Raw genomic sequence first — 23,889 nt, forward strand, 5'->3', positions numbered from 1 at the left:
AGACAGCGGAAGGGGCAGGCGTACAGGTGGACGGGTGACACGGCACCGCCGGTCGGCCGCGCCCCTGATGGGGGGACCGGCGGGGGTCTGGGAGACTGATACGCGATGACGACTGCGAACACCACCGGGACACCCGCACTGACGGAGGGGGTCCGCGCCGAGGCGACCGTCGACCTGGCCGCCCTGCGCGAGAACCTGGCCGCCCTGCGCGCCCGCACCAACGGCCCCGAGTTGATGGCCGTGGTCAAGGCCGACGCCTACGGCCACGGCGCACTGCAGTGCGCCCGGGAGGCGATCGCCGCCGGGGCCGGCTGGCTCGGCACCGCCACGCCGCAGGAGGCGCTCGCGCTGCGTGCGGCCGGCATCGGCCCCGAGCAGGCCCGGATCCTGTGCTGGCTGTGGACGCCCGGCGGCCCCTGGGAACAGGCGCTGCGGGAGTCCGTCGACATCTCGATCGGCGGCCAGTGGGCGCTGGACGAACTCCTCGCCGCCGTCCGCGCCACCGGCATCCCGGCCCGGGTCCACCTCAAGGCCGACACCGGCCTCGGCCGCAACGGCTGCCAGCCGCACGACTGGCCCGACCTGGTCGACAACGCCGCGAAGGCGCAGGCCGACGGCATGCTGCGGGTGGTCGGCGTGTGGTCGCACTTCGCCGCCGCCGACGAGCCCGGGCACCCGTCCATCCAGGTGCAGCTGGACTCGTTCGCGCAGGCCCTGGCGTTCGCCGAACGGTCCGGACTCGACCCCGAGGTGCGGCACCTGGCGAACTCGCCGGCCACCCTGCTGCTCCCGCAGTCCCACTACGACCTGGTCCGGCCCGGCCTCGCCATGTACGGCCTGTCGCCGGTGCCGGACTTCGGCACGCCCGCCGAGTTCGGCCTGCGGCCGGTCATGTCGCTGACCGCCAGGCTCGCCCTGGTCAAGCGCGTCCCCGGCGGCCACGGCGTCTCCTACGGGCACCACTACGTCACGCCCGGGCCCACCACCCTCGGCCTGATCCCGCTCGGCTACGCGGACGGCATTCCGCGCCACGCGAGCAACACCGGGCCGGTGCAGATCGGCTCCGGCCGCTACCGGGTGGCCGGCCGGGTCGCGATGGACCAGTTCGTGGTCGACCTCGGTGGGGACGTGCCCGAGGTCGGCGAAGAAGCCATGCTGTTCGGCTCCGGCGAGCGGGGGGAGCCGACGGCGGAGGACTGGGCGCGGGCGTGCGGGACGATCGCGTACGAGATCATCACTCGGATCGGGGGGCGGGTGCCTCGGCGGTATGTGGGAGGGGTGCAGTAGTGGCTGTTGACGCTGGGGCGCGCTCACGTTCAACCGGCTGTCGGTTCCGCGATCCGGCTGACGTGATCCTTACGCTTCGCGCAGTTCCCCGCGCCCCTGTTCTCGCACCCCTCCGCGCCCGTGGGTTCGCCAGTAATGGCTGAGTCGTCGGGGGTCTCCAGGGCCGGGCTGATCGGGATATCGCTCGGGGTGCTGGCTGCCGGGGCCGCCGCCGGGGTCGCGGTGGAGCGGCTGACGGTGGGGCGGGCGATGCGGCGGCGGGCGCGGGACGAGCTGGACGCGGCGGCGCCGTTCGGGTCGTTGCGGGGGGTGCCGCAGCGGGTACGGGCGGACGACGGGACCGAGCTGTACGTGGAGGTGGACGCCGCCGAGGGGCCCGGGCCGACGGTGGTGTTCTGTCACGGGTACTGCCTGAACCAGGACAGCTGGCACTTCCAGCGGGCGGCGCTGCGCGGCGCGCTGCGCGAGGTGTTCTGGGACCAGCGCAGCCACGGCCGCTCCGAGCGGTCCCGCTCGTACCTGAAGGGGGAACCGGCGTCGATCGACCAGCTCGGCGGGGACCTGCGGGCGGTGCTGGACGCGGTGGTGCCGGAGGGCCCGATCGTGCTGGTCGGGCATTCGATGGGCGGGATGACGGTGCTGGCGCTGGCCGCCCAGCATCCCGAGCTGTTCGGGCCGGACGGCCGGGTGGCCGGGGTGGCGCTGATCGGGACGCTCGCCGGCGGCTGGGACTCGGTGACGCTGGGGCTGCCCGCGGCCGGGGCGAAGATGGTGAAGCGGGTCGCGCCCGGCGTGGTGCGGCTGCTGGGCCGGCAGGTGGAGCTGGTGGAGGCGACCCGGCGCTGGGGGTCGGACCTGGCGGCGGTGTTCTACCGGCGGTTCTCGTTCGGCGGGAAGGACGTGGACCCGGCGGTGGTCCGGTTCGCCGAGCAGCTGTTGGACGCCACCCCGATCGACGTGGTCGCCGAGTTCTACCCGGCGTTCTCGCTGTACGACAAGCAGGCGGCGCTGGCCGCGCTGGGCGGCGTGCCCAGCCTGGTGCTGGCCGGCACCAAGGACCTGCTGACCCCGCCCGAGTACTCGGAGGCGATCGCCGCGGCGCTGCCCGGATCCCGGCTGGTGCTGGTGGAGGACGCCGGGCACCTGGTGATGCTGGAACGCGCCGACCTGGTCGACCGGGAGCTGGTCGCCCTGCTGGAGCGGGCCGCCGAGCGGGCCGGCACCGGCCCGCTGCCTCCCGCGCTGCGGGCGTGGGGCGGGGAGCAGCAGGAGGGCTGAGCGGGCGTCCGCGCGCGGTGTGGCACCGTAGGGGTGGCCGCAACGAACGAAGAAGGACGCCATGGGTTCGCAGACCACTCTGACCGTCGCCACCGCGGAGCGGATGACCGGCCTGGGCCGGCGGCTCGCCGCCCTGCTGCGCCCCGGTGACCTGGTGCTGCTGTCGGGGGAGCTGGGCGCGGGCAAGACCACGCTGACCCGCGGTCTGGGGGAGGGCCTGGGGGTGCGCGGCGCGGTGACCTCGCCGACGTTCGTGATCGCCCGGGTGCACCCGTCGCTGACCGGCGGCCCCGCGCTGGTGCACGTGGACGCGTACCGGCTGGGCGGCGGGCTGGACGAGATGGAGGACCTCGACCTGGACGTGTCGCTGCCGGAGTCGGTGATCGTCGTGGAGTGGGGCGAGGGCAAGGTCGAGCAGCTCTCCGAGGACCGGCTGGAGGTCCGGATCGAGCGGACGCTCGGCGGTGCGGAGGCGGACGTCGTGGACGAGGCGGACGGGCGGCGGGTCACGGTGACCGGGCTGGGCGGTCGCTGGGACGACGTCGACCTCACCGTATTGGGTGACTGCTGAACCCGGTTTCCGACAGCGTGTCGGGAAACTGTTGCGGCCCGGCCGGTGGGCGTGATGGGATGGTGTCAGCAGGTTAGGTGTGCCTAACTAGGGAGGCGCCCCATGGCGAGCACCACCCCCCGGACCGACGCCCGTCCCGAACCGGCCGACGCCGCCGTCGACGCGGCGCGGGCCGACGCCGAGCGGCCGCGCACCGACGCGGCGGAGAACCCCGTGCCGATGCGGGCGCTGCTGGCGTCCTGCCGGGCCGCGAAGGCGGTCTCCACCCCGCCGGAGCGCCACGCCGCGTAGCCGCGGCGGGCTGGTCAGGCGACCACGACCACCCGGGTGCCGTTCGGCGCGAAGTCCCACAGCGACTGGCCGTCCGGACGGGACGCCCGGATGCCGCCGGTCTTCGTCTTCGGGTCCAGCGACGGCGCGGGCGCGTTCTCGTCCACCAGCGCGCTGAAACCGAACACCGCGCCCTGCTGCTGGGCGAAGCGCACCACGTGCTCGATCTGCCGGCCGTCCGTGCCGGTGCCCGCCGCGGTGCGGCTGTACACCGTGTAGGCGCCCGGGTTCGGCAGCGCGTTGCCCGGGGTCACCTTGAACGAGCCGACCACCTGCTCGGGCTTCTTCGGGTCGACCAGCCACACCTGCCGGTCCTTGAGCGAGAACACCACCCGCAGGCCCGCCCCGGAGTCCGCCGGCAGCGGGGGAGCGGTCGGCTTCTCGCTCGCCGACGGCGAGACCGCCGCGGCCGGGGCGCTCGCCGAGGCCGGGGTGGCCGCCACCGCGCGGGACGCGGCGCCGTTCGCCTGGAACGCCAGCAGCCCGATCACCGCCATGGCGCCCAGGGTCAGTCCGCCGACCACCACACCAGGGCCCAGCTTCGCCACGTCCGCTCCTCAACGCTCCGGGTGTCCTGTTCGAGGCCCATCGTGCCAGGTCCGCGCCGCCGCTTCGGCCTCTTCCGATCGTGTGTTCCCGGCCGGTGCGGGCACTCGCGCCGGACCCTCTAACCTTGAACGCGTGCTCCTCCTCGCCTTCGACACCGCCACCCCCGCCGTCACGGCCGCCGTCCACGACGGCGAACGCGTGCTCGCCGAGTCCTACGAGGTCGACGCCCGCCGGCACGGCGAACTGCTGCTGCCCACCATCGACGCCGTGCTGCGCACCGCGGGCGTGGACAAGCGACAGCTCACCGACCTCGCGGTCGGCGTCGGCCCCGGCCCGTACACCGGCCTGCGGGTCGGCCTGGTGACCGCCGCCGCGCTCGGCGACGCGCTCGGCCTGCCCGTGCACGGCGTCTGCACCCTCGACGCGATCGCCCACCAGGCCCGCACCGAGGGCCTGGACGGCGCGTTCACGGTCGCCACCGACGCCCGCCGCAAGGAGGTCTACTGGGCCTCCTACGACGCGTCCGGCACCCGGATCTCCGGCCCCTCGGTGGACCGTCCGGCCGAGATCGAGCCCGGCGAGCGGACGGTCGGCGCGGGCGCGGTGCTGTACGGCCTGCCGGCGGCGAGCGGCCCCGAGCACGTGTCGGCGGGCGCGCTCGCCGACTTCGCGGTCCATGAGCTGGCCGCCGGCCGCGAGCTGCTGCCGAACGTGCCGCTGTACCTGCGGCGCCCGGACGCACAGGTGCCCGCGGGCTACAAGGCGGTGCTTCCGGCGTGACGCGGACGGGACTCGCCGGCCGTGGCTGAGTACTCCCTGCGCCCCATGCGCTGGTGGGACATCGAGCCCGTGATGGCGCTGGAGCACCTGCTGTTCCCCGAGGACGCCTGGTCGCGCGGGATGTACTGGTCCGAGCTGGCCGAGGCGTACCCGGGCGGCAGCCGGCACTACGTGGTGGCGGTGGACCGGGCCGACGCGGTGGTCGGCTACGCCGGGCTGATGTCCGTCGGGGTGGACGGCGACGTGCAGACCATCGCGGTGGAGGCCGGGCACCAGGGGGCCGGCCTCGGGGCGATGCTGCTGACCGAACTGGTCGAGGAGTCGGTCCGGCGCGGCTGCGCCGAGCTGCTGCTGGAGGTGCGGGTGGACAACCTGCGTGCGCAGCGGCTGTACGAGCGGTTCGGGTTCGAGCCGGTCGGCATCCGGCGGGGCTACTACCAGCCCGCCAACGTGGACGCACTGGTGATGCGTCTGGACCACCTGGCAAGCGATGCAAGCGATCTGAAGGATCATCACAATGGCTGACGAACCGCTCGTCCTCGGTATCGAGACCTCCTGCGACGAGACCGGCGTCGGCATCGTCCGCGGCACCACGCTGCTCGCCGACGCGGTCGCCTCCTCGGTGAACGACCACGCCCGGTTCGGCGGCGTCGTCCCGGAGATCGCCAGCCGGGCGCACCTGGAGGCGATGGTCCCCACCATCCAGCGCGCGCTGGACACCGCCGGCGTCAAGGCGAGCGACCTGGACGGCATCGCCGTCACCGCCGGGCCCGGCCTGGCCGGTGCGCTGCTGGTCGGCGTGAGCGCCGCCAAGGCGTACGCCTGGGCGCTGGACAAGCCGCTGTACGGCGTCAACCACCTGGCCTCGCACATCTGCGTCGACCAGTTGGAGCACGGCCGGCTGCCCGAGCCGACCATGGCGCTGCTGGTCTCCGGCGGGCACTCCTCGCTGCTGCTCTCCGGCGACATCACCAGCGACGTGCGGCCGCTCGGCGCGACCATCGACGACGCGGCCGGCGAGGCGTTCGACAAGGTCGCGCGGGTGCTCGGCCTGGGCTTCCCCGGCGGCCCGGTGGTGGACCGGATGGCCCGCGAGGGCGACGGCAGGGCGATCGCCTTCCCGCGCGGCCTGAGCAGCGCGAGCGACCCGGCGTACGACTTCTCGTTCTCCGGACTGAAGACCGCCGTGGCGCGCTGGGTCGAGGCCAAGCGGCGGGCCGGCGAGACCGTGCCGGTCGCCGACGTCGCCGCGTCCTTCCAGGAGGCCGTCACCGACGTGCTCACCCGCAAGGCCGTGCGCGCGTGCAAGGACAACGACGTCGACCACCTGATGATCGGCGGCGGCGTCGCCGCGAACTCCCGGCTGCGCGAGATGGCGCAGCAGCGCTGCGACAAGGCGGGCATCGTGCTGCGGGTGCCGCGCCCGGGCCTGTGCACCGACAACGGTGCGATGGTGGCGGCGCTCGGCGCCGAGATGGTCTGGCGCAACCGCGCCGCGTCCTCCTTCGACCTGTCGGCGGACTCCTCGCTGCCCGTCACCGAGACGCACGTCCCGGCGCGGCACGGAGACTTCCACGCGCACGCCCACGAGGCGCTGAAGTGACCCTGGCGGCGATGTGGGAGGCCCGGGCGACGGACGGCCGAGGGAGTGAACTGCACGCCTGGGCGCGGGAGTTCGCGCTTCCGGCGGTGCGCGGGGCGGCCGGGCTGGAGCGGGTCGAGCTGTTCACCGCGCCCGGCGAGCGGGTGCTGATGATCGCGCTCTGGGCGGGCGAGCCGCAGCCGGTGCCGCAGCCCCCGGCGGAGCTGCTGGCGCGCCCGGTGCACCACTGGACCTTCACCCGTACGGATGCCGGGTAGGCAACCGCGGAGCCGGTAGCGTTCGTCCAGTACATCGACACGCCTGTAGAGCTTGGAGAGTGGGGGACACCGGTGATGAACAGGGCCCGGATCGGATACGGGATGGGCGCACTCGCCGTGCTGCTGGCCGCGAGCGGGTGCGGCAGCTCCGCGCCCGCCACGAAGTCGGCCGCCCCCGCGCAGCCCGCCGCCGCCTCCTCCTCCGGCACCGGTGCGCCGTCCGGCGCGGCGTCGACCCCCGCCCAGGACGCGGCCGGTGACGCCGCATGGGCGAAGTGGGGCCTCAAGCCGCTGGCCAAGACGCCCCCGCCGCCCGCCGACAAGCCGATCAAGCTGACCAAGTCCGGCACCGTGCCGGTGTTCAGCGAAGTCCCCACCCAGGACAAGGTCGTCTTCATCACCATCGACGACGGGGCCGAGAAGGACCCCAAGTTCGTCCAGATGCTCACCGACCTGAAGGTGCCCATCACGATGTTCCTGACCAAGGACATCGTCAAGAACGACTACGCCTACTTCAAGCCGCTGCAGGCGCTCGGCAACACCATCCAGAACCACACCGTCGACCACCCGGTGATGAGCAAGATCCCGGCCGCCAAGCAGAAGTCCGAGATCTGCGACGACCAGACCGCCCTCACCGAGCAGTACGGCACCGCCCCGTACCTGTTCCGCCCGCCCTTCGGCGACGGAGCCAACACCCCCACCCTGAACACCTCGGTGCAGGAGTGCGGGCCGCGCGCCATCGTGCTGTGGCGGGAATCCATGCAGATCCACGACATGCAGTACCAGTCCGCCGACAAGAAGCTGAAGAACGGCGACATCATCCTCGCCCACTTCCGCGGCCCGTCCGAGCTCAAGGGCGAGAGCATGACCTCGATGTTCGGCGAGATGCTCGCCCGCATCCAGGAGCAGGGCTTCGCGGTCGCCCGCCTCGACGACTACATCGCCAAGCCCACCGGCTGACCCAGCATCATCACTGGGCCGGCCGCAGTACGCGCGACGATCACCGTCACCGCGTTCGGCCCGGACGGCTTCAGCTGCCGCCGCAACTCCTCCGGCACCACCGACGCCCCGCGCTTCTTGATCACCACGGTGCCGATCCGGCGCTCCTTCACCAGCGCCTTCAACTTCTTCACGTTGTACGGCAGTACGTCGGTCAGCTCGTAGGCGTGCGCGTACGGCGTCGGGTGCAGCTCGTCCGAAGTGACGTACGCGATCATCGGGTCGAGCAGCCGGCCGTTCGTCGCCCCGACGACCTCGGCGACCATCCGGCCCCGGATCACCGCGCCGTCCGGCTCGTACAGATACCGGCCCACCGGGCCCACCGGCGGGTCCGGCAGCGCACCGCCGGCCAGCGAGTGCGGGCCCGGCAGGAGCGTCGCCCGGTACGGCTCGGCAGCGCCGGTGCCGAACCACAGCACCGCCTCCTTCACCTCGCCCCGGTCCGACACCCACTCCGCCTCGGCGCCCTCCGGCACCAGCTCGTGCGGGATCCCCGGCGCCACCTTCAACGCCCCGAACGGGGTGCGCCGGGCCGCCTCCACCGCCCAGGACAGCGGCGGCGAATACGCCTCCGGGTCGAACACCCGGCCGCGCGAGGTGCGCCGTGCCGGGTCGGTGAACACCGCGTCGAAACCGTCCGTGTCGACGTCCGCGACGTCCGCGCAGCGCACCTCCACCAGCTCCGCCACGCCCAGCGCCGCCGCGTTCGCCCGCGCCACCTCGCAGGTCAGCTCGTCCCGGTCCACCGCCAGCACCGCGATCCCGGCCCGGGCCAGCGCGATCGCGTCCCCGCCGATCCCGCAGCACAGGTCCGCCAGCCGCTTCACCCCGAGCGCCGCGAACCGGCCCGCCCGCCACTCGGCGACGCTGCGCCGCGTCGCCTGCTCCACCCCGTTCTGGGTGAAGTACATCGACCGGGCGTCCGCCCCAAACTTCGCCTCCGCCCGCTGCCGCAACCGCGCCTGCTCGAACGCCGCCCGCACCAGCTCGGACGGGTACTCCCGCCGCAGCCGGGTCGCCAGCGCCAGCTCCTGCTCCGCGGTGAACTCCCGCAACTCGGCCAGCAGCGCCTGCCCCTGCTCGGTCAGCAGCGCCCGGAACGATTCGATCTCCACCCCCTCATTCTCGCTGCCCGCTCACCCGCCGGTCGCCGAGCAGTCCGACCCGCTGAAGCAGGGCCGGTAGTCGCTCGGCAGCGGCTCCGGCCGGTAGTCCCCGTCGTGCCGGTGGTCGTAGGCGTACCCGGCGACGGCCGGCACCAGCACCGCGAGCGCCAGCAGCGCGTGCACCACGGCGGTCACCCAGTACCGCCGCCACCCGGCCAGCGCCGCGACCGCCGCCGGCAGCGCGGCGAAGCAGAACAGCACGGTCAGCCCGTCGACCGTCTCCCTGCCGCCCGAAGCCCAGGCGGAGAGTCCCACGTACAGGAACAGCCAGGTGCCGACGGCCGCGGTCGCGCACAGCAGCGCGAGCATGGCCAGAACGTCGATGATCAGCAGGCGGCGGCGCGACATGCCTGCCAGTCTCGGCCCCGGCCGCCCGGGTGCGCCTGAGTATCCGTACTCGGCCTGCCCGCGACGTCACCCACCGAGCGCCGAGGACAGGACCGCCGCCGGCAGCGCGAACGCGTACGGCGCGGCGCACAGCAGCGGAGCCTCCGGCGCCGTCAACCGGAGCGCATGAAACACATCCCGCCGGCCCGAGGGCCTGGTCTTCGTCATGTGCCTATCCTGGCGCGGGAGTTGGCGCCGATGCCTGAGTACCGGCCCTCAATACCGGGGTTGCCGTACCCAAATCCGACACGACGTCGTTGGCACTCTGGTTGACTGAGTGCTAACGGCGTCCTAAGGTCGTTCCTGGCACTCCCCCCAGGGGGAGTGCTAACGCGAAGATGCGTGTCTGACCCCCGCGACGGCAGTTGCGCACCATCGCCACCTACCTGTTAGACAACCCCGTAATCTCCGAAGGGGAGCTCGGACGTGACCACCAGCAGCAAGGTTGCCATCAAGCCGCTCGAGGACCGCATTGTGGTCCAGCCGCTCGACGCCGAGACCACCACCGCCTCCGGCCTGGTGATCCCGGACACTGCCAAGGAAAAGCCCCAGGAGGGCGTCGTCCTGGCGGTCGGCCCGGGTCGCTTCGAGGACGGCCAGCGTCTGCCGCTCGACGTCGCCGTGGGTGACATCGTCCTGTACTCGAAGTACGGCGGCACCGAGGTGAAGTACCAGGGCGAGGAGTACCTCGTCCTCTCGGCTCGCGACGTTCTCGCCATCATCGAGAAGTAAGACGTCCCAGCCCCGCCCCGGATCCGTGTCAGCACTGACAGGGGCCCGGGGCGCGGTTGTTGCTCCACGTACGCAGACCACACCCTGAGGAAACGGGATCATGGCGAAGACCCTGCAGTTCAACGAGGATGCCCGCCGTTCGCTTGAGCGCGGCGTCAACAAGCTGGCCGACACCGTCAAGGTGACCATCGGCCCCAAGGGCCGCAACGTCGTCATCGACAAGAAGTTCGGCGCCCCCACCATCACCAACGACGGTGTGACCATCGCCCGCGAGGTCGAGCTCGACGACCCGTACGAGAACCTCGGCGCGCAGCTGGTCAAGGAGGTCGCCACCAAGACCAACGACGTCGCGGGTGACGGCACCACCACCGCCACCGTGCTGGCCCAGGCCCTGGTCAACGAGGGCCTGCGCAACGTCGCCGCCGGCGCCGGCCCGGCCGCCCTGAAGAAGGGCATCGACAAGGCCGTCGCCGCCGTCTCCGAGCACCTGCTGTCGGTCGCCCGCGAGATCGAGGGCAAGGACGACATCGCCGCCGTCGCGTCGCTGTCCGCCCAGGACACCCAGGTCGGCGAGCTGATCGCCGAGGCGATCGACAAGGTCGGCAAGGACGGTGTCATCACCGTCGAGGAGTCGAACACCTTCGGCGTCGAGCTCGAGTTCACCGAGGGCATGCAGTTCGACAAGGGCTACCTGTCGCCGTACTTCGTCACCGACGCGGAGCGCCAGGAAGCCGTCCTGGAGGACCCGTACGTCCTGATCAACCAGGGCAAGATCTCCAGCATCCAGGAGCTCCTGCCGCTGCTGGAGAAGGTCCTGCAGGCCGGCGGCTCCCGCCCGCTGCTGATCATCGCCGAGGACGTCGACGGCGAGGCGCTGTCCACCCTGGTGGTCAACAAGATCCGCGGCACCTTCAACGCGGTCGCCGTCAAGGCCCCCGGCTTCGGCGACCGCCGCAAGGCCATCCTCGGCGACATCGCCACCCTGACCGGCGGCCAGGTCATCTCCGAGGAGGTCGGCCTCAAGCTCGACCAGGTCGGCCTGGACGTGCTGGGCTCCGCCCGCCGCATCACCGTCACCAAGGACGAGACCATCGTCGTCGACGGCGCCGGTGACTCCTCCGAGGTCGCCGGCCGGGTCGCCCAGATCAAGGCCGAGATCGCCAACACCGACTCCGACTGGGACCGCGAGAAGCTCCAGGAGCGCCTCGCCAAGCTGGCCGGCGGCGTCTGCGTGATCAAGGTCGGCGCGGCCACCGAGGTCGAGCTCAAGGAGCGCAAGCACCGCCTGGAGGACGCCATCTCCGCGACCCGCGCCGCGGTCGAGGAGGGCATCGTCGCCGGTGGTGGCGCCTCGCTGGTCCACGCCGCGAAGGTCCTGGAGGACGGCCTCGGCCTGTCCGGCGACGAGGCCACCGGTGTCGCCGTGGTCCGCCGCGCGCTGGTCGAGCCGCTGCGCTGGATCGCCCAGAACGCCGGCCTCGAGGGCTACGTCATCACCTCCAAGGTCTCCGAGCTGGAGGCCGGCCAGGGCTACAACGCCGCCACCGGCGAGTACGGCGACCTGGTCAAGGCCGGCGTCATCGACCCGGTCAAGGTCACCCGCTCCGCCCTGGAGAACGCCGCCTCCATCGCCTCGCTGCTCCTCACCACCGAGACCCTGGTGGTCGAGAAGAAGGAAGAGGAAGAGGGCGCGGGCCACGGCCACTCGCACGGCGGGCACGGCCACAGCCACTGAAGCGCCGGCCGCTAGGCACTAGCCACTGAAGGGGCGCGAGGAACTGCGCGACCGGCCATGCACTCCCGTAGTGCGAGGCCGGAGCGTGCAGGGCCTCGCGCCCTTTCGCGTGGGCGGGTGGGTGCTCTGCTTGGTTTCGCGCCTCCCCTAAGGTTGATGGCGTGATTGAAGCCCGCCATCTCCGTGTTCTGCATGCCGTCGCCCGGACCGGGTCCTTCTCTGCTGCGGCGCGGGAGCTGGGGTGTACGCAGCCTGCGGTGAGCCAGCAGATGAAGGCGCTGGAGAAGGCGGTGGACACCCCGCTGGTGGTGCGGTCGGGGCGGGAGATGCAGCTGAGCGAGGCCGGGCGGGTGCTGTTGAAGCACGCGAACGGGATCCTCGCGGGGCTGTCGGCCGCGGAGGAGGAGGTCGCGGCGATCGCGGGGCTGCGGGCGGGGCGGGTGCGGCTGGTGTCGTTCCCGACGGCGAGCTCGACGCTGGTGCCGCGGTCGGTGGCGCAGGTGCGGGCGGTGCACCCGGGCGTGCGGGTGTCGTTGGTGGAGGCGGAGCCCCCGCAGGCGCTGGCGATGCTGCGCGGCGGGGAGTGCGAGGTGGCGCTGGCGTTCCGGTACCCGGACTCGCAGGGCGGGCTGAGCCTGCCGTCGCCGCACGCGACGCTGCGCGAGGCGCGGGCGGAGGCGACGTTGGAGGCGGCGGCGACGGCCGCGGCGAACGACTGGTCGGAGCTGGTGGTGCGGCCGCTGCTGGACGATCCGCTGGTGGGGCTGGTGCCGGCCGGGCATCCGCTGGCGGGCCGGGGCGAGGGCGAGCCGGTGGATCTGGTGGAGCTGGCGCAGGAGCAGTGGATCGCCGGCTGCCCGCAGTGCCGGGGGCACCTGGTGGAGCTGTGCACGGACGCGGGCTTCGCGCCGGCGATCGAGTTCGCCACCGACGACTATCCGGCGGTGGTGGGCCTGGTGGGCGCGGGCCTGGGGGTGGCGGTGCTGCCGGGGCTGGCACTGGAGTCGGTGCGGCACCCGGGGGTGGCGGCGGTGCCGGTGCGGGTGGCGTCGGGGGAGCCTGCGCGGCGCGAGGTGGTGGCGCTGACCCTGCCGGACCTGGCGGGGGTTCCGGCGGTGGAGCTGATGCTGGAGCAGCTCGCGGCGGCGGCCGCCGCCCGCTGAGGCGTCCGCGCCGACCCGGGGACGGACGGCGCAGCGCAGGCGGAGAAACGTTTTTCCAGCCAGGTGAACACCTACGCCGCGTCCGAGAACACCTGCGGCGTCATCGGGGGCTCAGGGGCGGACGGTCTGCGGCATGGCCAGCGGGACCTGGACCAGCCGGTTGCGGGAGCGGCCGAGGAGCTCCTCGCGCTCGTCCTCCGTCATACCGCCCCAGACCCCGTAGGGCTCGCGGACGGCCAGGGCGTGGGCCGCGCACTGGGCGCGTACCGGGCAGCGCATGCAGACCTCCTTGGCGCTCGCCTCGCGGGAGGTCCGGGCCGCGCCGCGTTCGCCTTCGGGGTGGAAGAACAGCGAGCTGTCGACACCGCGGCAGGCGGCGGAGAGCTGCCAGTCCCAGAGGTCTGCGTTGGGGCCGGGGAGGCGGGAGAAATCTGCCATGGCTCATTCCCTTCGAGGGTGCGGGACCCGGCGGCCCGGACGGTATTGCTCCGGCGAGGCTGCGCGGGACCGATACGGACACCTGGAAATATGACTTACACCCAACTACACGGACAAGTCACCCACACACCGACACAACAGTCAATGACCTGACGGAAGCTATAAAAACGGACAAACGGTGCAATAGGTTTTGAGTCGTGCCGCTGTCCGATCGGGTGTCCGGTGGGGCGCGGGCCGCGGTCGAAAGGCGTGCGCGGCGCGGGCACCGCGCGCGAGCTGCACAAAAGTGCGGCGTGTGCACCGCGAGGTAGCTCTTGTGTGATGGGTTGGCCACGTACAGTGGTGGAGATGGACCTGAAGCCGTAACTCATTCGAGTGACGGTCGTTGGATGTACGGAGGCGGTCGGCGGGCGCAGGGCATCGGGATCGGTCGCGGAGCGAGGCGATCGGAACGGGGTCCGTCCCGAGCGGCCGTGTCGGAGAGGTTCGTACCAGCCAGGAGGCTCAACGTGACGCGGATCAGCTGCGGAGGACGACGGTCATGACATCCGTACTCGTCTGCGACGATTCCCCGCTCGCCCGGGAGGCGCTGCGGCGTGCGGTGGCGACCGTACCCGGCGTGGACCGGGTGACCACTGCGACGAACGGTGAGGAGGTCCTCCGCCGCTGGGTGGCCGACCGTTCCGATCTCGTTCTGATGGACGTCCGGATGCCCGGACTGGGCGGGGTGGAGACGGTCCGCCGACTGCTCTCGGCCGACCCGGGCGCCCGGATCATCATGCTCACCGTGGCCGAGGACCTGGACGGCGTGGCCCTCGCGGTCGCCGCCGGGGCCCGCGGCTACCTGCACAAGGACGCCTCGCGCGCCGAGCTGCGGGCCACCGTCACCCAGGCGCTGGCCGACCCGACCTGGCGCCTGGCGCCGCGCCGGCTGCGCAGCCCGGACATGGGCGCCGCACCGACGTTGACGGCCCGTGAGATCCAGGTGCTGGAGGGGATGAGCCACGGCCGCAGCAACGCGGAGATCGGCCGCGAGCTGTTCCTGTCCGAGGACACCGTGAAGACGCACGCCAGGCGGCTGTTCAAGAAGCTCGGCGCCTCGGACCGCGCGCACGCGGTGGCGCTGGGCTTCCGTTGGGGTCTGGTCCGCTGAGCGGGTGCGGCGACAACTGCGCTCGCTCGGACGTGTGACGTTGTGGTCCCGAGGCTGCACCATGGAGTAGTGGAGCACCTCGGGGACCAGCGGACAGGCAGGGGAGGCGGCACGGTGCACCCGGCGACGCATAACGTTCCGATGCACAAGTCCGGACGCGGTGCCGCGTTTTCCGGTCCGACCAGGCACCATGGACCGATGCGTGACGACGAGGAGGCGGCCGGGACCGATCCGGCGCAGCCCGCCCACGGGGGCGCGGCTGCCGATTCGTCGTCGGCGCCGGAGGGTGGATCGGCGGAATCCGACGGTGCGTCGGATGCGGGCGGCCGTCCGCAGGGCCCGGGCGTGACGTCGCCCGAGGAGGCGGCGCTGGTCGCGGCCGCGGTGCGCGGGGACGGCCCGGCGATCGAGGCGCTGCTCGGCTACGTGCTGCCGCTGGCGCTGCGGTACTGCCGGGGCCGGTTGCTCCGGCTGCCCGGTGGGGCCCGGCACCATGTGGACGACGTGGCGCAGGAGGTGTGCGTCGCCGTGCTGTGCGCGCTGCCCCGGTACCGGGACACCGGCCGTCCGTTCGAGGCCTTCGTGTACGGGATCGCCGCGCACAAGATCGCCGATCTGCAGCGGGCCGCGATGCGCGGGCCCGGTTCGACGGTGATCCCGCCGGACGACCTGCCGGAGACGCCGGACGACTCGCTCGGCCCCGAGGAGCGGGCGCTGCTGTCCAGCGACGCCGCGTGGATCAAGGAGCTGCTGTCCAACCTGCCGGCCCGGCAGCGCGAGCTGGTGCTGCTGCGGGTGGCGGACGGGCTGTCGGCGGAGGAGACCGGCGAGGTGCTCGGCATGTCGCCGGGCGCGGTGCGGGTGGCCCAGCACCGGGCGCTGTCGCGGCTGCGGGCGCTGGCGGAGGAGTCCGGCTAGCCGGACCTCCGGCGGGTGGAAGAAGCCGGGGGGCGTGCGCGTTGTCAAGAGGGCGCGACGACATACCCCGCGTCACCAGTACCATGGGGTATCGGCGCCTGGTCGGGTCGCCAAAGCTTCTCCGGTGTGCGCGGTCCTCGGTTGGAGGATCGTCCGGACGCCGGGCGTCCTTGGCGGCCGATAGAGACCCCGGGCGCCCGTGCGCAGAACGACGGCCCGCCACGGAAGGTTCCCCATGTCTTACAACGCCGCCGGCGTACCCGAGAAGTTCGCGATGCTCGGACTCACGTACGACGACGTCCTGCTGCTGCCCGGGGCTTCCGAGGTGCTGCCCAACCAGGTCGACACCTCCTCGCGGATCTCCCGGAACGTGCGGGTCAACATCCCGCTGCTGTCCGCGGCGATGGACAAGGTCACCGAGTCGCGCATGGCGATCGCGATGGCCCGGCAGGGCGGCGTCGGCGTCCTGCACCGCAACCTGTCGATCGAGGACCAGGTCAACCAGGTCGACCTGGTGAAGCGCTCCGAGTCCGGCATGGTGACCGACCCGATCACCGTCGGCCCGGAGGCCACCCTGGCCGAGGCCGACGCGCTGTGCGCCCGGTTCCGGATCTCCGGCGTGCCGGTGGCGAGCCCGGACGGCAAGCTGCTGGGCATCGTCACCAACCGTGACATGGCCTTCGAGACCGACCGCAGCCGCAAGGTCGCCGAGATCATGACGCCGATGCCGCTGATCACCGGCAAGGTCGGCATCTCCGGCGAGGACGCGATCGCGCTGCTGCGCCGCCACAAGATCGAGAAGCTGCCGCTGGTCGACGACGAGGGCCGGATCAAGGGCCTGATCACCGTCAAGGACTTCGTCAAGGCGGAGAAGTACCCGAACGCCGCGAAGGACGCCGAGGGTCGGCTGCTGGTCGGCGCCGCGGTCGGCGCCTCCGCGGAGGCGTTCGACCGGGCCCAGGCGCTGGTCGGCGCGGGCGTGGACTTCCTCGTGGTGGACACCTCGCACGGTCACTCGCACAACGCGCTGTCCTGGATCTCGAAGATCAAGTCCGCGGTGTCGGTCGACGTGGTCGGCGGCAACGTCGCCACCCGGGACGGCGCGCAGGCGCTGATCGACGCGGGCGTCGACGGCGTGAAGGTCGGCGTCGGCCCCGGCTCGATCTGCACCACCCGCGTGGTCGCCGGCGTCGGCGTCCCGCAGGTCACCGCGATCTACGAGGCCGCGCAGGCCTGCCAGAACGCGGGCGTCCCGATCATCGGCGACGGCGGCCTGCAGTACTCCGGCGACATCGGCAAGGCGCTGTGCGCCGGCGCCGACACCGTGATGCTGGGCTCGCTGCTGGCCGGCTGCGAGGAGTCGCCGGGCGAGCTGCTGTTCATCAACGGCAAGCAGTTCAAGTCCTACCGCGGCATGGGCTCGCTGGGTGCGATGCAGACCCGCGGCCAGGCGAAGTCCTTCTCCAAGGACCGCTACTTCCAGGCCGAGGTCTCCTCGGACGAGAAGCTGATCGCCGAGGGCATCGAGGGCCAGGTGCCGTACCGCGGCCCGCTGTCCGCGGTGCTGTTCCAGCTGGTCGGCGGCCTGCGCCAGACCATGGGCTACGTCGGTGCGGCGGCGGTCGAGGAGATGCAGACCAAGGGCCGGTTCGTCCGGATCACCTCGGCGGGCCTCAAGGAGAGCCACCCGCACGACATCCAGATGACGGTCGAGGCGCCGAACTACAACGCGCGCTGACGCTTTTCCACAGGAGCCGCCCGGACCGCAGGTGACTGCGGGACCCGGGCGGTTCCTGCTGTTCGGTGCGCCCCTGTCGGGGCGCAAAGGGGTCGTACGAGATACTTGGGTGCGGCCGGGGTGACCCGGTCGGCAGATGGAAAGCAGCAGAAGGGCTCGAAGTGACTGAGATCGAGATCGGGCGAGGCAAGCGCGGCCGTCGGGCGTATTCCTTCGACGACATCGCCGTCGTCCCCAGCCGCCGTACGCGTGACCCGAAGGAGGTCTCGATCGCTTGGCAGATCGACGCCTACCGGTTCGAACTGCCGTTCCTGGCGGCTCCGATGGACAGCGTGGTCTCGCCGCAGCAGGCGATCGCGATCGGGCAGCTGGGCGGCCTCGGCGTGCTGAACCTGGAAGGCCTGTGGACGCGGTACGAGGACCCGCAGCCGCTGCTGGAGGAGATCGCGTCGCTCACCGACGAGGCGGACGCGACGCGTCGCCTGCAGGAGGTGTACTCCGCGCCGATCAAGGCCGAGCTGATCAAGGAGCGGATCAAGGAGGTCCGTGACTCGGGTGTGGTCACCGCCGCGGCGCTCTCGCCGCAGCGCACCGCCGAGTTCTCCAAGGCCGTCGTGGACGCCGGCGTCGACGTGTTCGTGATCCGCGGCACCACGGTCTCCGCCGAGCACGTGTCGGGCGCGGCCGAGCCGCTGAACCTGAAGCAGTTCATCTACGAGCTGGACGTCCCGGTGATCGTCGGCGGCTGCGCCACCTACACCGCCGCGCTGCACCTGATGCGCACCGGCGCGGCCGGCGTGCTGGTCGGCTTCGGCGGCGGCGCCGCGCACACCACCCGCAACGTGCTGGGCATCCAGGTGCCGATGGCGACCGCGGTGGCGGACGTCGCGGCGGCCCGCCGGGACTACATGGACGAGTCCGGCGGCCGCTACGTGCACGTGATCGCGGACGGCGGCGTCGGCTACAGCGGCGACATCCCGAAGGCCGTCGCCTGCGGCGCGGACGCGGTGATGATCGGCGCCGCGCTGGCCCGTGCCACCGACGCGCCCGGCCAGGGCTACCACTGGGGCATGGAGGCCGTCCACGAGGAGCTGCCGCGCGGCAAGCGGGTGCACCTGGGCACCGTCGGCTCGACCGAGCAGATCCTGACCGGTCCGTCGCACACCCCCGACGGCACCATGAACATGTTCGGTGCGCTGCGGCGGGCGATGGCCACCACCGGCTACACCGAGCTGAAGGAGTTCCAGCGGGTCGAGGTCACGGTCAACTCCGGCCACTGATCCCGGTTCCGCCGGTCCGACGGAGAGGGCCCCTGCCGCACGCGGCAGGGGCCCTTTTCCGACGGGTCGTCAGGACTCGCCGAACTTCCGGGTGATGTTGAAGCCCGCGACCGCGCCGACCACGATGAACAGGGCCCAGTAGAAACTGAAGGCTTCCTTCCAGCCGTCGAGCAGGATGGAGGAGTGCTCGGTGAACATGGTCGGCACCGAGATGCCGGCGGCCTCCTGGACATACAGCGCGATGCCGAACAGCTGGCCGAAGAACAGGCCGAGCACGGAGAGCAGCGCACCGACCGGCGGCAGGACCGGGTGCTTGCCGCCGATCCGGCCGACGGTGACGCCGACGGCGGCGGCGATGCCGATCGCCATCCAGGTGATCTCGTAGTCGGTGGCCTTGGCGATGAAGCCGTACAGCAGGCCGGAGACCAGTGCGACGCCGAGACCGGCCAGCACCGCGCCCGGCAGGTTCTTGGGGCCGGCGCCGGCGCCGGCCAGCGGGACGCCGGGGGCCAGCGGCGAGGCCGGGGCGCTCGGGGGACCGGGCGGCGGGGTGAACGGGTCGGCTGGTTCGGGCGTGGTCATGTGGGCTTCCCCCGTGGTGATGATGTGAAGAGCGCCCAGAGGCTAGCAGCGCACAGGGACAGTGCGACAGAAGGTTTTCGCACGCGGCGCGCCGGTCCGGAGCGGTCGTTTTCGGACGCGGGGGTGGTGCGGACGGGACACGAGGGGCGCACGGGGCGCGGGCCGGGTGGGGGCGGGTGGCCGGGCGGGGGCGCGGCAGGGGATGATGGTGCCCCGGCGTGCGACCGCCGCCCGCGGTGGTCCGACACGCTGTCAGGTCCCGGCCGGGCGCCCGGCGAGGCCGCAACACCATGGGGAGAGCGCACCGATGACGCAGCCGCAGGAACCGACCGGCCGACTGCTGGCGGACCGCTACCGGCTGGGCGAGGTGCTCGGCCGTGGCGGGATGGGCACCGTGTGGCGGGCCGAGGACGAGATGCTCGGCCGGGTCGTCGCGGTGAAGGAGCTCCGGATGACCGGGGCCGTCGACGAGGCCGAGAAGCACCGGCTGATCGTCCGCACCCTGCGCGAGGCCAAGGCCACCGCCCGGATCCGGCACACCGCCGCCGTCACCGTCTTCGACGTGGTCGAGGAGGACGAGCGCCCGTGGATCGTCATGGAACTCGTCGACGGCCGCTCGCTGGCCGACGTGGTCCGTGAGGACGGCCCGCTGACGCCCGAGCGGGCCGCCGCGATCGGGCTGGACCTGCTCGGGGTGCTCGGCGCCGCGCACAACCAGGGCGTGCTGCACCGCGACGTGAAGCCGTCCAACGTGCTGATCGGCGAGGACGGGCGGACCGTGCTCACCGACTTCGGCATCGCCAGCGTCGAGGGCGACACCTCGATCACCTCCACCGGCATGCTGGTCGGCGCGCCCTCGTACATCGCGCCCGAGCGGGCCCGCGGGCAGCGGCCCGGCCCGCCGTCCGACCTGTGGTCGCTCGGCGGCACCCTGTACGCGATGGTCGAGGGCGTCCCGCCGTACGACCGGGGCTCCGCGCTGGCCACGCTGACCGCCGTGATGACCGAGGAACTGCCGCCGGCCGCCCACGCCGGGCCGCTGCTGCCGGTCATCCAGGGGCTGCTGGAGAAGGACCCCGCCAAGCGGATGGACGCCGAAGCGGCCCGCGAGATGCTGCAGCTGATCGTCGACGGGAAGGCGCTGCCCGTACCGGAGCCGGCCGTCGCCGCGAAGCCGGTCGAGCCGGTCGCCGCCGAGACCGCGACCCGGGCGCTGCCCGCCGACCCCGCCGCCCGCGCGGACACCGCCGTGATCCAGCGGGCCGGGCTGGCCCGGAAGCGCAGGCTGCTGATGCTGGCCGCGGTGGTCGCGGTGCTGGCGCTGGTCGCCGCGCTGGTGGTGCTGTGGCCCGCCGAGAAGGGCAACGGCGTGGCGAACGCCGGCGACCGGATCGCGACGGCAGGGGAGCCGACGACCAGCGCCTCGCCGCCCGGGAGCGGCAGCCCGAGTGCGAGCCAGAGCGCCAGTGCGTCGACGGCGCCGTCCGAGTCGCCCGGGCCCTCGCTGACGCCCGGTCAGGCGCCCGACGGGTACCGGGTGTACAAGGACCCGTCCGGGTTCAGCATCACGCTGCCCGAGTGGATGTCCGACCAGGGCCCGGACTACCGCTCCACCAGCCGGCGCTTCGAGGGCAACGGCCTGCGGCTGGTGGTCGACTGGCAGTCGCCCGCCGGGGACAGCGCGCTCAAGGACTGGCAGGCGGCCGACCGCTCCGCGAAGATGTCCAACTACCGCCGGATCCGCGTCGAGACGGTGGCCTACCGGGACTGGAGCAATGCCGCCGACTGGGAGTGGACGTACTCCGGCAAGAGCGGCACCGTCCTGCACTCGCTGAACCGGGGCTTCGTCACCGGCAACGGCAAGTACGGCTACGCGATCTACTGGACGATGCCGGAGTCGGTGTGGTCCGCGCCGGACGGCTCGCTGGCCCGCCGGATCTCCTTCGAGAGCTTCCAGCCCGCTCCCTAGGGCCCGCCCCGGCACACCGGCGCGTTCGGCCGGGCGGGGCAACGGAGTTGAAAGGCCGCACCGGGAGGTCGCGGGGGCGGCCCTGGGCCGTAGGCTGGCGGCACTACGGCGTGAGGAACAGGCATGCGAACGGCCCCGGGACAGGTGGTGGCCGGGCGGTACCGGGTGACGGACCGTCCGGACGACGACGTCGGCGTGCCTGCGGTGGACGGGCACAGCGGTGCCCGGGTGCGGCTGTTCGCCCTGGAGCTGCCCGAACCGGTGGCGCCCGGCTTCGACTCGGACGGGACCGCGCCCGGGTACGGCCAGCGGCTGACCGCCCGGGTCGCGCAGGTCGCGGCCGCCGCGTCCGCCCACCCGCGGCTGCTGCGCGGACTCGCCGCCGGTCCCGAGGGCGACCTGCTGTGGGTCGCCGAGGAGTCGGTGAGCGGCGTCGCGCTGGAAGGGCTGATGGCCGGCGGGCCGCTGTCGCCGTACCGGGTCGCGGAGATCGGCGCCGACCTGGCCGGGGCGCTGCGGGCCGTGCACGACACCGGGCTCACCCACGGCAACGTCACCGCCCGCACCGTGCTGGTCTGCGAGGACGGCGCGGCGATGCTCGGCGGCCTGCTGCTCGGCGCCGCCGAGGAGGAACTCTGCGCCGCGCTCGGCGGTGAAGTGCCGCGCCGGGTGTACGAGACGCGCGCCCTCATGCTCGGACCGCTCGCCGAGCGCTGGGCGATCGACCCGGGTGCCCCCGCCGACACCTGGTCCCTCGGGGTGCTGCTCTACCGTCTGCTCTCCGGCTACGGCCCGTACCCCGAGCACGACCTGCCGACGCTGCTGGCCGCGGTCCGCGACGGCCGCCACCACCCCGCCGACCGGTGCGGTCCGCTGCGGCCCCTGGTCGAGCGGCTGCTGAGCCCGGACGCCGCGGCCCGGCCCGACGCGGCCGCCGTCCAGCGGGAGTTGCACGAGCTGCTGGTGTTCGCGCCCGAGCCGTACCCGGACGGGAGGCCCGAACGGCCGCTGCCCGAGCCCCGGACCGAGGCCGCACCGCCGGCGGTGCGGCCGCGCGGCGCCCGCCCGCGGAAGCGGCCGCCGACGGCCCGTCAGGGTGCCGCGCCCGCCGGGCGGCAGCCCCGGATTCCGCCGCGGATGTTCGGCCCGCTGGTGCTGGTGGCGGTCCTGGTGCTGATGGTCGCCGCGGTTGCCGGGATCGTTCTCGTCGCAGGCTGAAAGCGGCCGGTCACGGTGCGATTCGCTGTCCGGGGTGTGATTCCCGCGCGGCTCCGCGCAGCCTAGGCTTGCCTTCGAACCGCCGGTGCGAGCAGGCACGCGGTGTGCCACGACCTCGTCCGACCGGCGGTGGGGGGTCACTGAAGGGGGGGACGGTCATGGGCGCACAGGACCAGTCGACAGGCCGTCTGCTGGCCGGGCGGTACGCGCTCGGCGAGCGCCTGGGCCGCGGCGGGATGGGGACCGTCTGGCGGGCCAGGGACGAAATGCTGGACCGGGAGGTCGCCGTCAAGGAATTGACGGTCAGTCACCTCTCGGAGGAGGACCTGGAGATACTCCAGTCCCGGATGAAGCGCGAGGCCCGGGCCGCCGCCCGGATCAAGCACCCGGGTGTCATCACCATCCACGACGTGCTCGAACAGGACGGCCGGCCGTGGATCGTGATGGAACTCGTCGACGGCCGCGCGCTGTCCGACGTGATCAGCCAGGACGGCACCCTGACGCCCCGTGAGGCTGCCGACGTCGGCCTCCAGGTGCTCGCCGCCCTGCACCGCGGCCACCAGCTCGGCGTGCTGCACCGGGACGTCAAGCCCGCCAACGTGCTGCTCGAACACGGCACCGGGCGGGTCGTGCTGCTCGACTTCGGCATCGCCAAGTTCGAGGGCGCGATGGACATCACCCGCCCCGGCGACCTCGTCGGCTCGCCCGACTACCTGGCCCCCGAGCGGGCCCAGGGCCAGCGGCCCGGGCCCGCCTCCGACCTGTGGGCGCTCGGCGCGACGCTGTTCCACGCCGTCGAGGGCCAGTCGCCGTTCCGCCGCGACAGCCCGCTGGGCACCCTCGCCGCCGTCGTCGACGAGCCGCTGCCGGAGTCCCGCCGGGCGGCCGGGCTCGGGCCGATACTGGCCGCCCTGATGGCCAAGGACCCGGCGGAGCGGCCCGGCGCCGACGAGGCCGCGCGGATGCTCCGCGAGGTCGCCGACGGACACACCGTCAGCATCCGCGTCCCGCAACAGGCCGGGGAGGCACGGCTGCCCACCCAGGTGGTGCCGGTGGTCGACCGGGTCGAGACTCCGGAGGGCGACGAGGCGGAGGCGGTGACGCCGGCTCAGGCGCCCGAGCCGCGCGAGGCGTCGGAGGACACGACGCCGGCGGCGCCGGTCCGGCGCGGGGGCAAGCGGCGGGTGCTGATGGTGCTGACCGCCGTGCTGGTGCTGATCGCGGCGGGCGGGGCCGGGTACTACGTGAGCCACCGGCACCAGAGCAACGCGATCGCCGTCGACCCCGATCCCGGGCAGGGGCCCGCGCCCGACGGCTACACCTGGCAGGACGACCCGGCCGGGTTCCGCTTCCTGCTGCCCACCGACGGCGCCTGGGTGCGCAGCGAGACCAACGCGCAGATCTACTACTCGCCCGACGACCGCGACCACTACCTGCAGTTCGCGGTGACGGTCGGGCAGCCGCTCGCGCCGCAGGAGCACCTGCTGCAGATGGAGGCCTCGCTCAGCAGGAGCCTCAAGGACTTCAGGACCAGCTCGCTGGCCGCCGCGAAGATCAACGACCAGGAGGGCGCGGTCTGGGAGTTCAGCTTCACCGGGACGACGGGCGGGCGGCGGCACGCGAAGGAGGTCGAGTTCCGGCGCAGTGACGGGACCTCGTACGCGGTGTACGTGTCGGGGCCGGAGAAGGACTGGACGCAGAGCCTGCGGCGCTTCACCACGGTGCTCAACAACTTCGTGCCGACGAGGTGATCCGG

25 protein-coding genes are annotated in these 23,889 nt (G+C 72.9%); 19 read left to right on the plus strand and 6 right to left on the minus strand.

From position 1 onward, the window contains the following. The first annotated feature begins 105 nt into the window (after positions 1–105). The 4 genes from alr (at position 106) to AMK19_RS03760 (ending at position 3,427) form a co-directional block, all read left to right on the plus strand. Entirely contained in the window at positions 106–1,287 is a 1,182-nt protein-coding gene (gene alr, locus AMK19_RS03745) for an alanine racemase (RefSeq protein WP_073807967.1), read from the plus strand. 135 nt (positions 1,288–1,422) lie between these two features. Next, positions 1,423–2,565 (plus strand): alpha/beta fold hydrolase, encoded by a 1,143-nt coding sequence (locus tag AMK19_RS03750; RefSeq protein WP_073807968.1) that lies wholly within the window; start codon positions 1,423–1,425, stop codon positions 2,563–2,565. Between the two features lie 61 nt (positions 2,566–2,626). Then, positions 2,627–3,136 carry a tRNA (adenosine(37)-N6)-threonylcarbamoyltransferase complex ATPase subunit type 1 TsaE gene (gene tsaE, locus AMK19_RS03755; protein ID WP_073807970.1) on the plus strand — a complete coding sequence of 170 codons (510 nt, stop codon included), beginning with the start codon at positions 2,627–2,629 and terminating at the stop codon, positions 3,134–3,136. 102 nt (positions 3,137–3,238) lie between these two features. After that, positions 3,239–3,427: a hypothetical protein gene (locus AMK19_RS03760; RefSeq protein ID WP_073807971.1), complete on the plus strand. Its 189-nt coding sequence runs from the start codon at positions 3,239–3,241 to the stop codon at positions 3,425–3,427. A gap of 14 nt (positions 3,428–3,441) precedes the next feature. Here the strand turns inward: AMK19_RS03760 and AMK19_RS03765 are convergent, their stop codons facing one another. Then, positions 3,442–4,014: a L,D-transpeptidase gene (locus AMK19_RS03765; RefSeq protein WP_143200023.1), complete on the minus strand. Its 573-nt coding sequence runs from the start codon at positions 4,012–4,014 to the stop codon at positions 3,442–3,444. Between the two features lie 133 nt (positions 4,015–4,147). Between AMK19_RS03765 and tsaB the strand changes: the two genes are divergently transcribed. From tsaB to AMK19_RS03790, 5 genes are all read left to right on the plus strand, one after another. Continuing rightward, positions 4,148–4,795: a tRNA (adenosine(37)-N6)-threonylcarbamoyltransferase complex dimerization subunit type 1 TsaB gene (tsaB, locus tag AMK19_RS03770; RefSeq protein ID WP_073807973.1), complete on the plus strand. Its 648-nt coding sequence runs from the start codon at positions 4,148–4,150 to the stop codon at positions 4,793–4,795. Between the two features lie 45 nt (positions 4,796–4,840). After that, the gene (gene rimI / locus AMK19_RS03775) at positions 4,841–5,320 is read left to right on the plus strand and encodes a ribosomal protein S18-alanine N-acetyltransferase (RefSeq protein ID WP_073807974.1); all 480 of its coding nucleotides are present in this window, start codon (positions 4,841–4,843) and stop codon (positions 5,318–5,320) included. Next, entirely contained in the window at positions 5,313–6,398 is a 1,086-nt protein-coding gene (tsaD, locus tag AMK19_RS03780; RefSeq protein WP_073807976.1) for a tRNA (adenosine(37)-N6)-threonylcarbamoyltransferase complex transferase subunit TsaD, read from the plus strand. Before rimI ends, tsaD begins: the two co-directional genes overlap by 8 nt. Next, positions 6,395–6,655, plus strand: a complete 261-nt coding sequence (locus AMK19_RS03785; RefSeq protein WP_073807978.1) for a hypothetical protein — start codon at positions 6,395–6,397, stop codon at positions 6,653–6,655. The genes tsaD and AMK19_RS03785 overlap by 4 nt, the downstream gene beginning before the upstream one ends. Positions 6,656–6,730: 75 nt before the next feature. Continuing rightward, positions 6,731–7,615, plus strand: a complete 885-nt coding sequence (locus tag AMK19_RS03790) for a polysaccharide deacetylase family protein (protein WP_073807980.1) — start codon at positions 6,731–6,733, stop codon at positions 7,613–7,615. Here the strand turns inward: AMK19_RS03790 and AMK19_RS03795 are convergent. From AMK19_RS03795 to AMK19_RS35825, 3 genes are all read right to left on the minus strand, one after another. After that, entirely contained in the window at positions 7,591–8,769 is a 1,179-nt protein-coding gene (locus AMK19_RS03795) for a class I SAM-dependent methyltransferase (RefSeq protein WP_073807981.1), read from the minus strand. The genes AMK19_RS03790 and AMK19_RS03795 overlap by 25 nt on opposite strands. Before the next feature lie 21 nt (positions 8,770–8,790). Continuing rightward, complete coding sequence (locus tag AMK19_RS03800; protein WP_073807983.1) at positions 8,791–9,168, minus strand: DUF6234 family protein; 378 nt, start codon at positions 9,166–9,168, stop codon at positions 8,791–8,793. A gap of 66 nt (positions 9,169–9,234) precedes the next feature. After that, positions 9,235–9,375, minus strand: a complete 141-nt coding sequence (locus tag AMK19_RS35825) for a hypothetical protein (RefSeq protein WP_158071860.1) — start codon at positions 9,373–9,375, stop codon at positions 9,235–9,237. A gap of 258 nt (positions 9,376–9,633) precedes the next feature. Between AMK19_RS35825 and groES the strand changes: the two genes are divergently transcribed. The 3 genes from groES (at position 9,634) to AMK19_RS03815 (ending at position 12,837) form a co-directional block, all read left to right on the plus strand. Then, positions 9,634–9,939, plus strand: a complete 306-nt coding sequence (groES, locus tag AMK19_RS03805) for a co-chaperone GroES (RefSeq protein WP_014136232.1) — start codon at positions 9,634–9,636, stop codon at positions 9,937–9,939. A gap of 100 nt (positions 9,940–10,039) precedes the next feature. Beyond that, entirely contained in the window at positions 10,040–11,674 is a 1,635-nt protein-coding gene (groL, locus tag AMK19_RS03810) for a chaperonin GroEL (RefSeq protein WP_073807985.1), read from the plus strand. A 161-nt stretch (positions 11,675–11,835) separates the two neighbouring features. Continuing rightward, positions 11,836–12,837, plus strand: a complete 1,002-nt coding sequence (locus AMK19_RS03815; protein WP_073807986.1) for a LysR family transcriptional regulator — start codon at positions 11,836–11,838, stop codon at positions 12,835–12,837. Positions 12,838–12,948: 111 nt separating this feature from the next. Here the strand turns inward: AMK19_RS03815 and AMK19_RS03820 are convergent, their stop codons facing one another. After that, positions 12,949–13,275 carry a WhiB family transcriptional regulator gene (locus tag AMK19_RS03820; protein WP_073807988.1) on the minus strand — a complete coding sequence of 109 codons (327 nt, stop codon included), beginning with the start codon at positions 13,273–13,275 and terminating at the stop codon, positions 12,949–12,951. A gap of 541 nt (positions 13,276–13,816) precedes the next feature. On the opposite strand from AMK19_RS03820, the gene AMK19_RS03825 reads away from it, so the two are divergent. From AMK19_RS03825 to AMK19_RS03840, 4 genes are all read left to right on the plus strand, one after another. Further along, entirely contained in the window at positions 13,817–14,428 is a 612-nt protein-coding gene (locus AMK19_RS03825; protein ID WP_014136228.1) for a response regulator transcription factor, read from the plus strand. A 198-nt stretch (positions 14,429–14,626) separates the two neighbouring features. Beyond that, positions 14,627–15,346, plus strand: a complete 720-nt coding sequence (shbA, locus tag AMK19_RS03830) for an RNA polymerase sigma factor ShbA (RefSeq protein ID WP_073807989.1) — start codon at positions 14,627–14,629, stop codon at positions 15,344–15,346. A 235-nt stretch (positions 15,347–15,581) separates the two neighbouring features. Next, positions 15,582–17,084 carry an IMP dehydrogenase gene (gene guaB, locus AMK19_RS03835; RefSeq protein WP_073807991.1) on the plus strand — a complete coding sequence of 501 codons (1,503 nt, stop codon included), beginning with the start codon at positions 15,582–15,584 and terminating at the stop codon, positions 17,082–17,084. A 161-nt stretch (positions 17,085–17,245) separates the two neighbouring features. Further along, positions 17,246–18,364: a GuaB3 family IMP dehydrogenase-related protein gene (locus AMK19_RS03840; RefSeq protein ID WP_073807992.1), complete on the plus strand. Its 1,119-nt coding sequence runs from the start codon at positions 17,246–17,248 to the stop codon at positions 18,362–18,364. Positions 18,365–18,433: 69 nt separating this feature from the next. Here AMK19_RS03840 and AMK19_RS03845 read toward each other — a convergent pair whose 3' ends face one another. Then, positions 18,434–18,946 carry a hypothetical protein gene (locus tag AMK19_RS03845; RefSeq protein WP_073807994.1) on the minus strand — a complete coding sequence of 171 codons (513 nt, stop codon included), beginning with the start codon at positions 18,944–18,946 and terminating at the stop codon, positions 18,434–18,436. 307 nt (positions 18,947–19,253) lie between these two features. Between AMK19_RS03845 and AMK19_RS03850 the strand changes: the two genes are divergently transcribed. The 3 genes from AMK19_RS03850 (at position 19,254) to AMK19_RS36855 (ending at position 23,884) form a co-directional block, all read left to right on the plus strand. After that, positions 19,254–20,915, plus strand: coding sequence for a serine/threonine-protein kinase (locus AMK19_RS03850; protein ID WP_073807995.1), 1,662 nt, complete (start codon positions 19,254–19,256; stop codon positions 20,913–20,915). A 123-nt stretch (positions 20,916–21,038) separates the two neighbouring features. Then, positions 21,039–22,133, plus strand: a complete 1,095-nt coding sequence (locus AMK19_RS34950; protein WP_073807997.1) for a protein kinase — start codon at positions 21,039–21,041, stop codon at positions 22,131–22,133. Positions 22,134–22,291: 158 nt separating this feature from the next. Continuing rightward, complete coding sequence (locus tag AMK19_RS36855) at positions 22,292–23,884, plus strand: protein kinase domain-containing protein (protein ID WP_073807999.1); 1,593 nt, start codon at positions 22,292–22,294, stop codon at positions 23,882–23,884. Positions 23,885–23,889 lie beyond the last annotated feature (5 nt).

This window comes from Kitasatospora sp. CB01950 (assembly GCF_001905465.1).
GTDB lineage: Bacteria > Actinomycetota > Actinomycetes > Streptomycetales > Streptomycetaceae > Kitasatospora.

What these genes read in the sequence shown, in the direction of transcription:
- AMK19_RS03760 (WP_073807971.1), top strand. Translation starts at nt 3,239, where the DNA reads ATGGCGAGCACCACCCCCCGGACCGACGCCCGTCCCGAACCGGCCGAC.
- AMK19_RS03800 (WP_073807983.1), bottom strand. Translation starts at nt 9,168, where the DNA reads ATGTCGCGCCGCCGCCTGCTGATCATCGACGTTCTGGCCATGCTCGCG.
- AMK19_RS03845 (WP_073807994.1), bottom strand. Translation starts at nt 18,946, where the DNA reads ATGACCACGCCCGAACCAGCCGACCCGTTCACCCCGCCGCCCGGTCCC.
- AMK19_RS03820 (WP_073807988.1), bottom strand. Translation starts at nt 13,275, where the DNA reads ATGGCAGATTTCTCCCGCCTCCCCGGCCCCAACGCAGACCTCTGGGAC.
- AMK19_RS36855 (WP_073807999.1), top strand. Translation starts at nt 22,292, where the DNA reads ATGGGCGCACAGGACCAGTCGACAGGCCGTCTGCTGGCCGGGCGGTAC.
- AMK19_RS03790 (WP_073807980.1), top strand. Translation starts at nt 6,731, where the DNA reads ATGAACAGGGCCCGGATCGGATACGGGATGGGCGCACTCGCCGTGCTG.
- tsaE (WP_073807970.1), top strand. Translation starts at nt 2,627, where the DNA reads ATGGGTTCGCAGACCACTCTGACCGTCGCCACCGCGGAGCGGATGACC.
- AMK19_RS34950 (WP_073807997.1), top strand. Translation starts at nt 21,039, where the DNA reads ATGCGAACGGCCCCGGGACAGGTGGTGGCCGGGCGGTACCGGGTGACG.
- shbA (WP_073807989.1), top strand. Translation starts at nt 14,627, where the DNA reads ATGCGTGACGACGAGGAGGCGGCCGGGACCGATCCGGCGCAGCCCGCC.
- guaB (WP_073807991.1), top strand. Translation starts at nt 15,582, where the DNA reads ATGTCTTACAACGCCGCCGGCGTACCCGAGAAGTTCGCGATGCTCGGA.
- AMK19_RS35825 (WP_158071860.1), bottom strand. Translation starts at nt 9,375, where the DNA reads ATGACGAAGACCAGGCCCTCGGGCCGGCGGGATGTGTTTCATGCGCTC.
- groL (WP_073807985.1), top strand. Translation starts at nt 10,040, where the DNA reads ATGGCGAAGACCCTGCAGTTCAACGAGGATGCCCGCCGTTCGCTTGAG.
- tsaD (WP_073807976.1), top strand. Translation starts at nt 5,313, where the DNA reads ATGGCTGACGAACCGCTCGTCCTCGGTATCGAGACCTCCTGCGACGAG.
- AMK19_RS03825 (WP_014136228.1), top strand. Translation starts at nt 13,817, where the DNA reads ATGACATCCGTACTCGTCTGCGACGATTCCCCGCTCGCCCGGGAGGCG.
- AMK19_RS03750 (WP_073807968.1), top strand. Translation starts at nt 1,423, where the DNA reads ATGGCTGAGTCGTCGGGGGTCTCCAGGGCCGGGCTGATCGGGATATCG.
- AMK19_RS03850 (WP_073807995.1), top strand. Translation starts at nt 19,254, where the DNA reads ATGACGCAGCCGCAGGAACCGACCGGCCGACTGCTGGCGGACCGCTAC.
- rimI (WP_073807974.1), top strand. Translation starts at nt 4,841, where the DNA reads ATGCGCTGGTGGGACATCGAGCCCGTGATGGCGCTGGAGCACCTGCTG.
- alr (WP_073807967.1), top strand. Translation starts at nt 106, where the DNA reads ATGACGACTGCGAACACCACCGGGACACCCGCACTGACGGAGGGGGTC.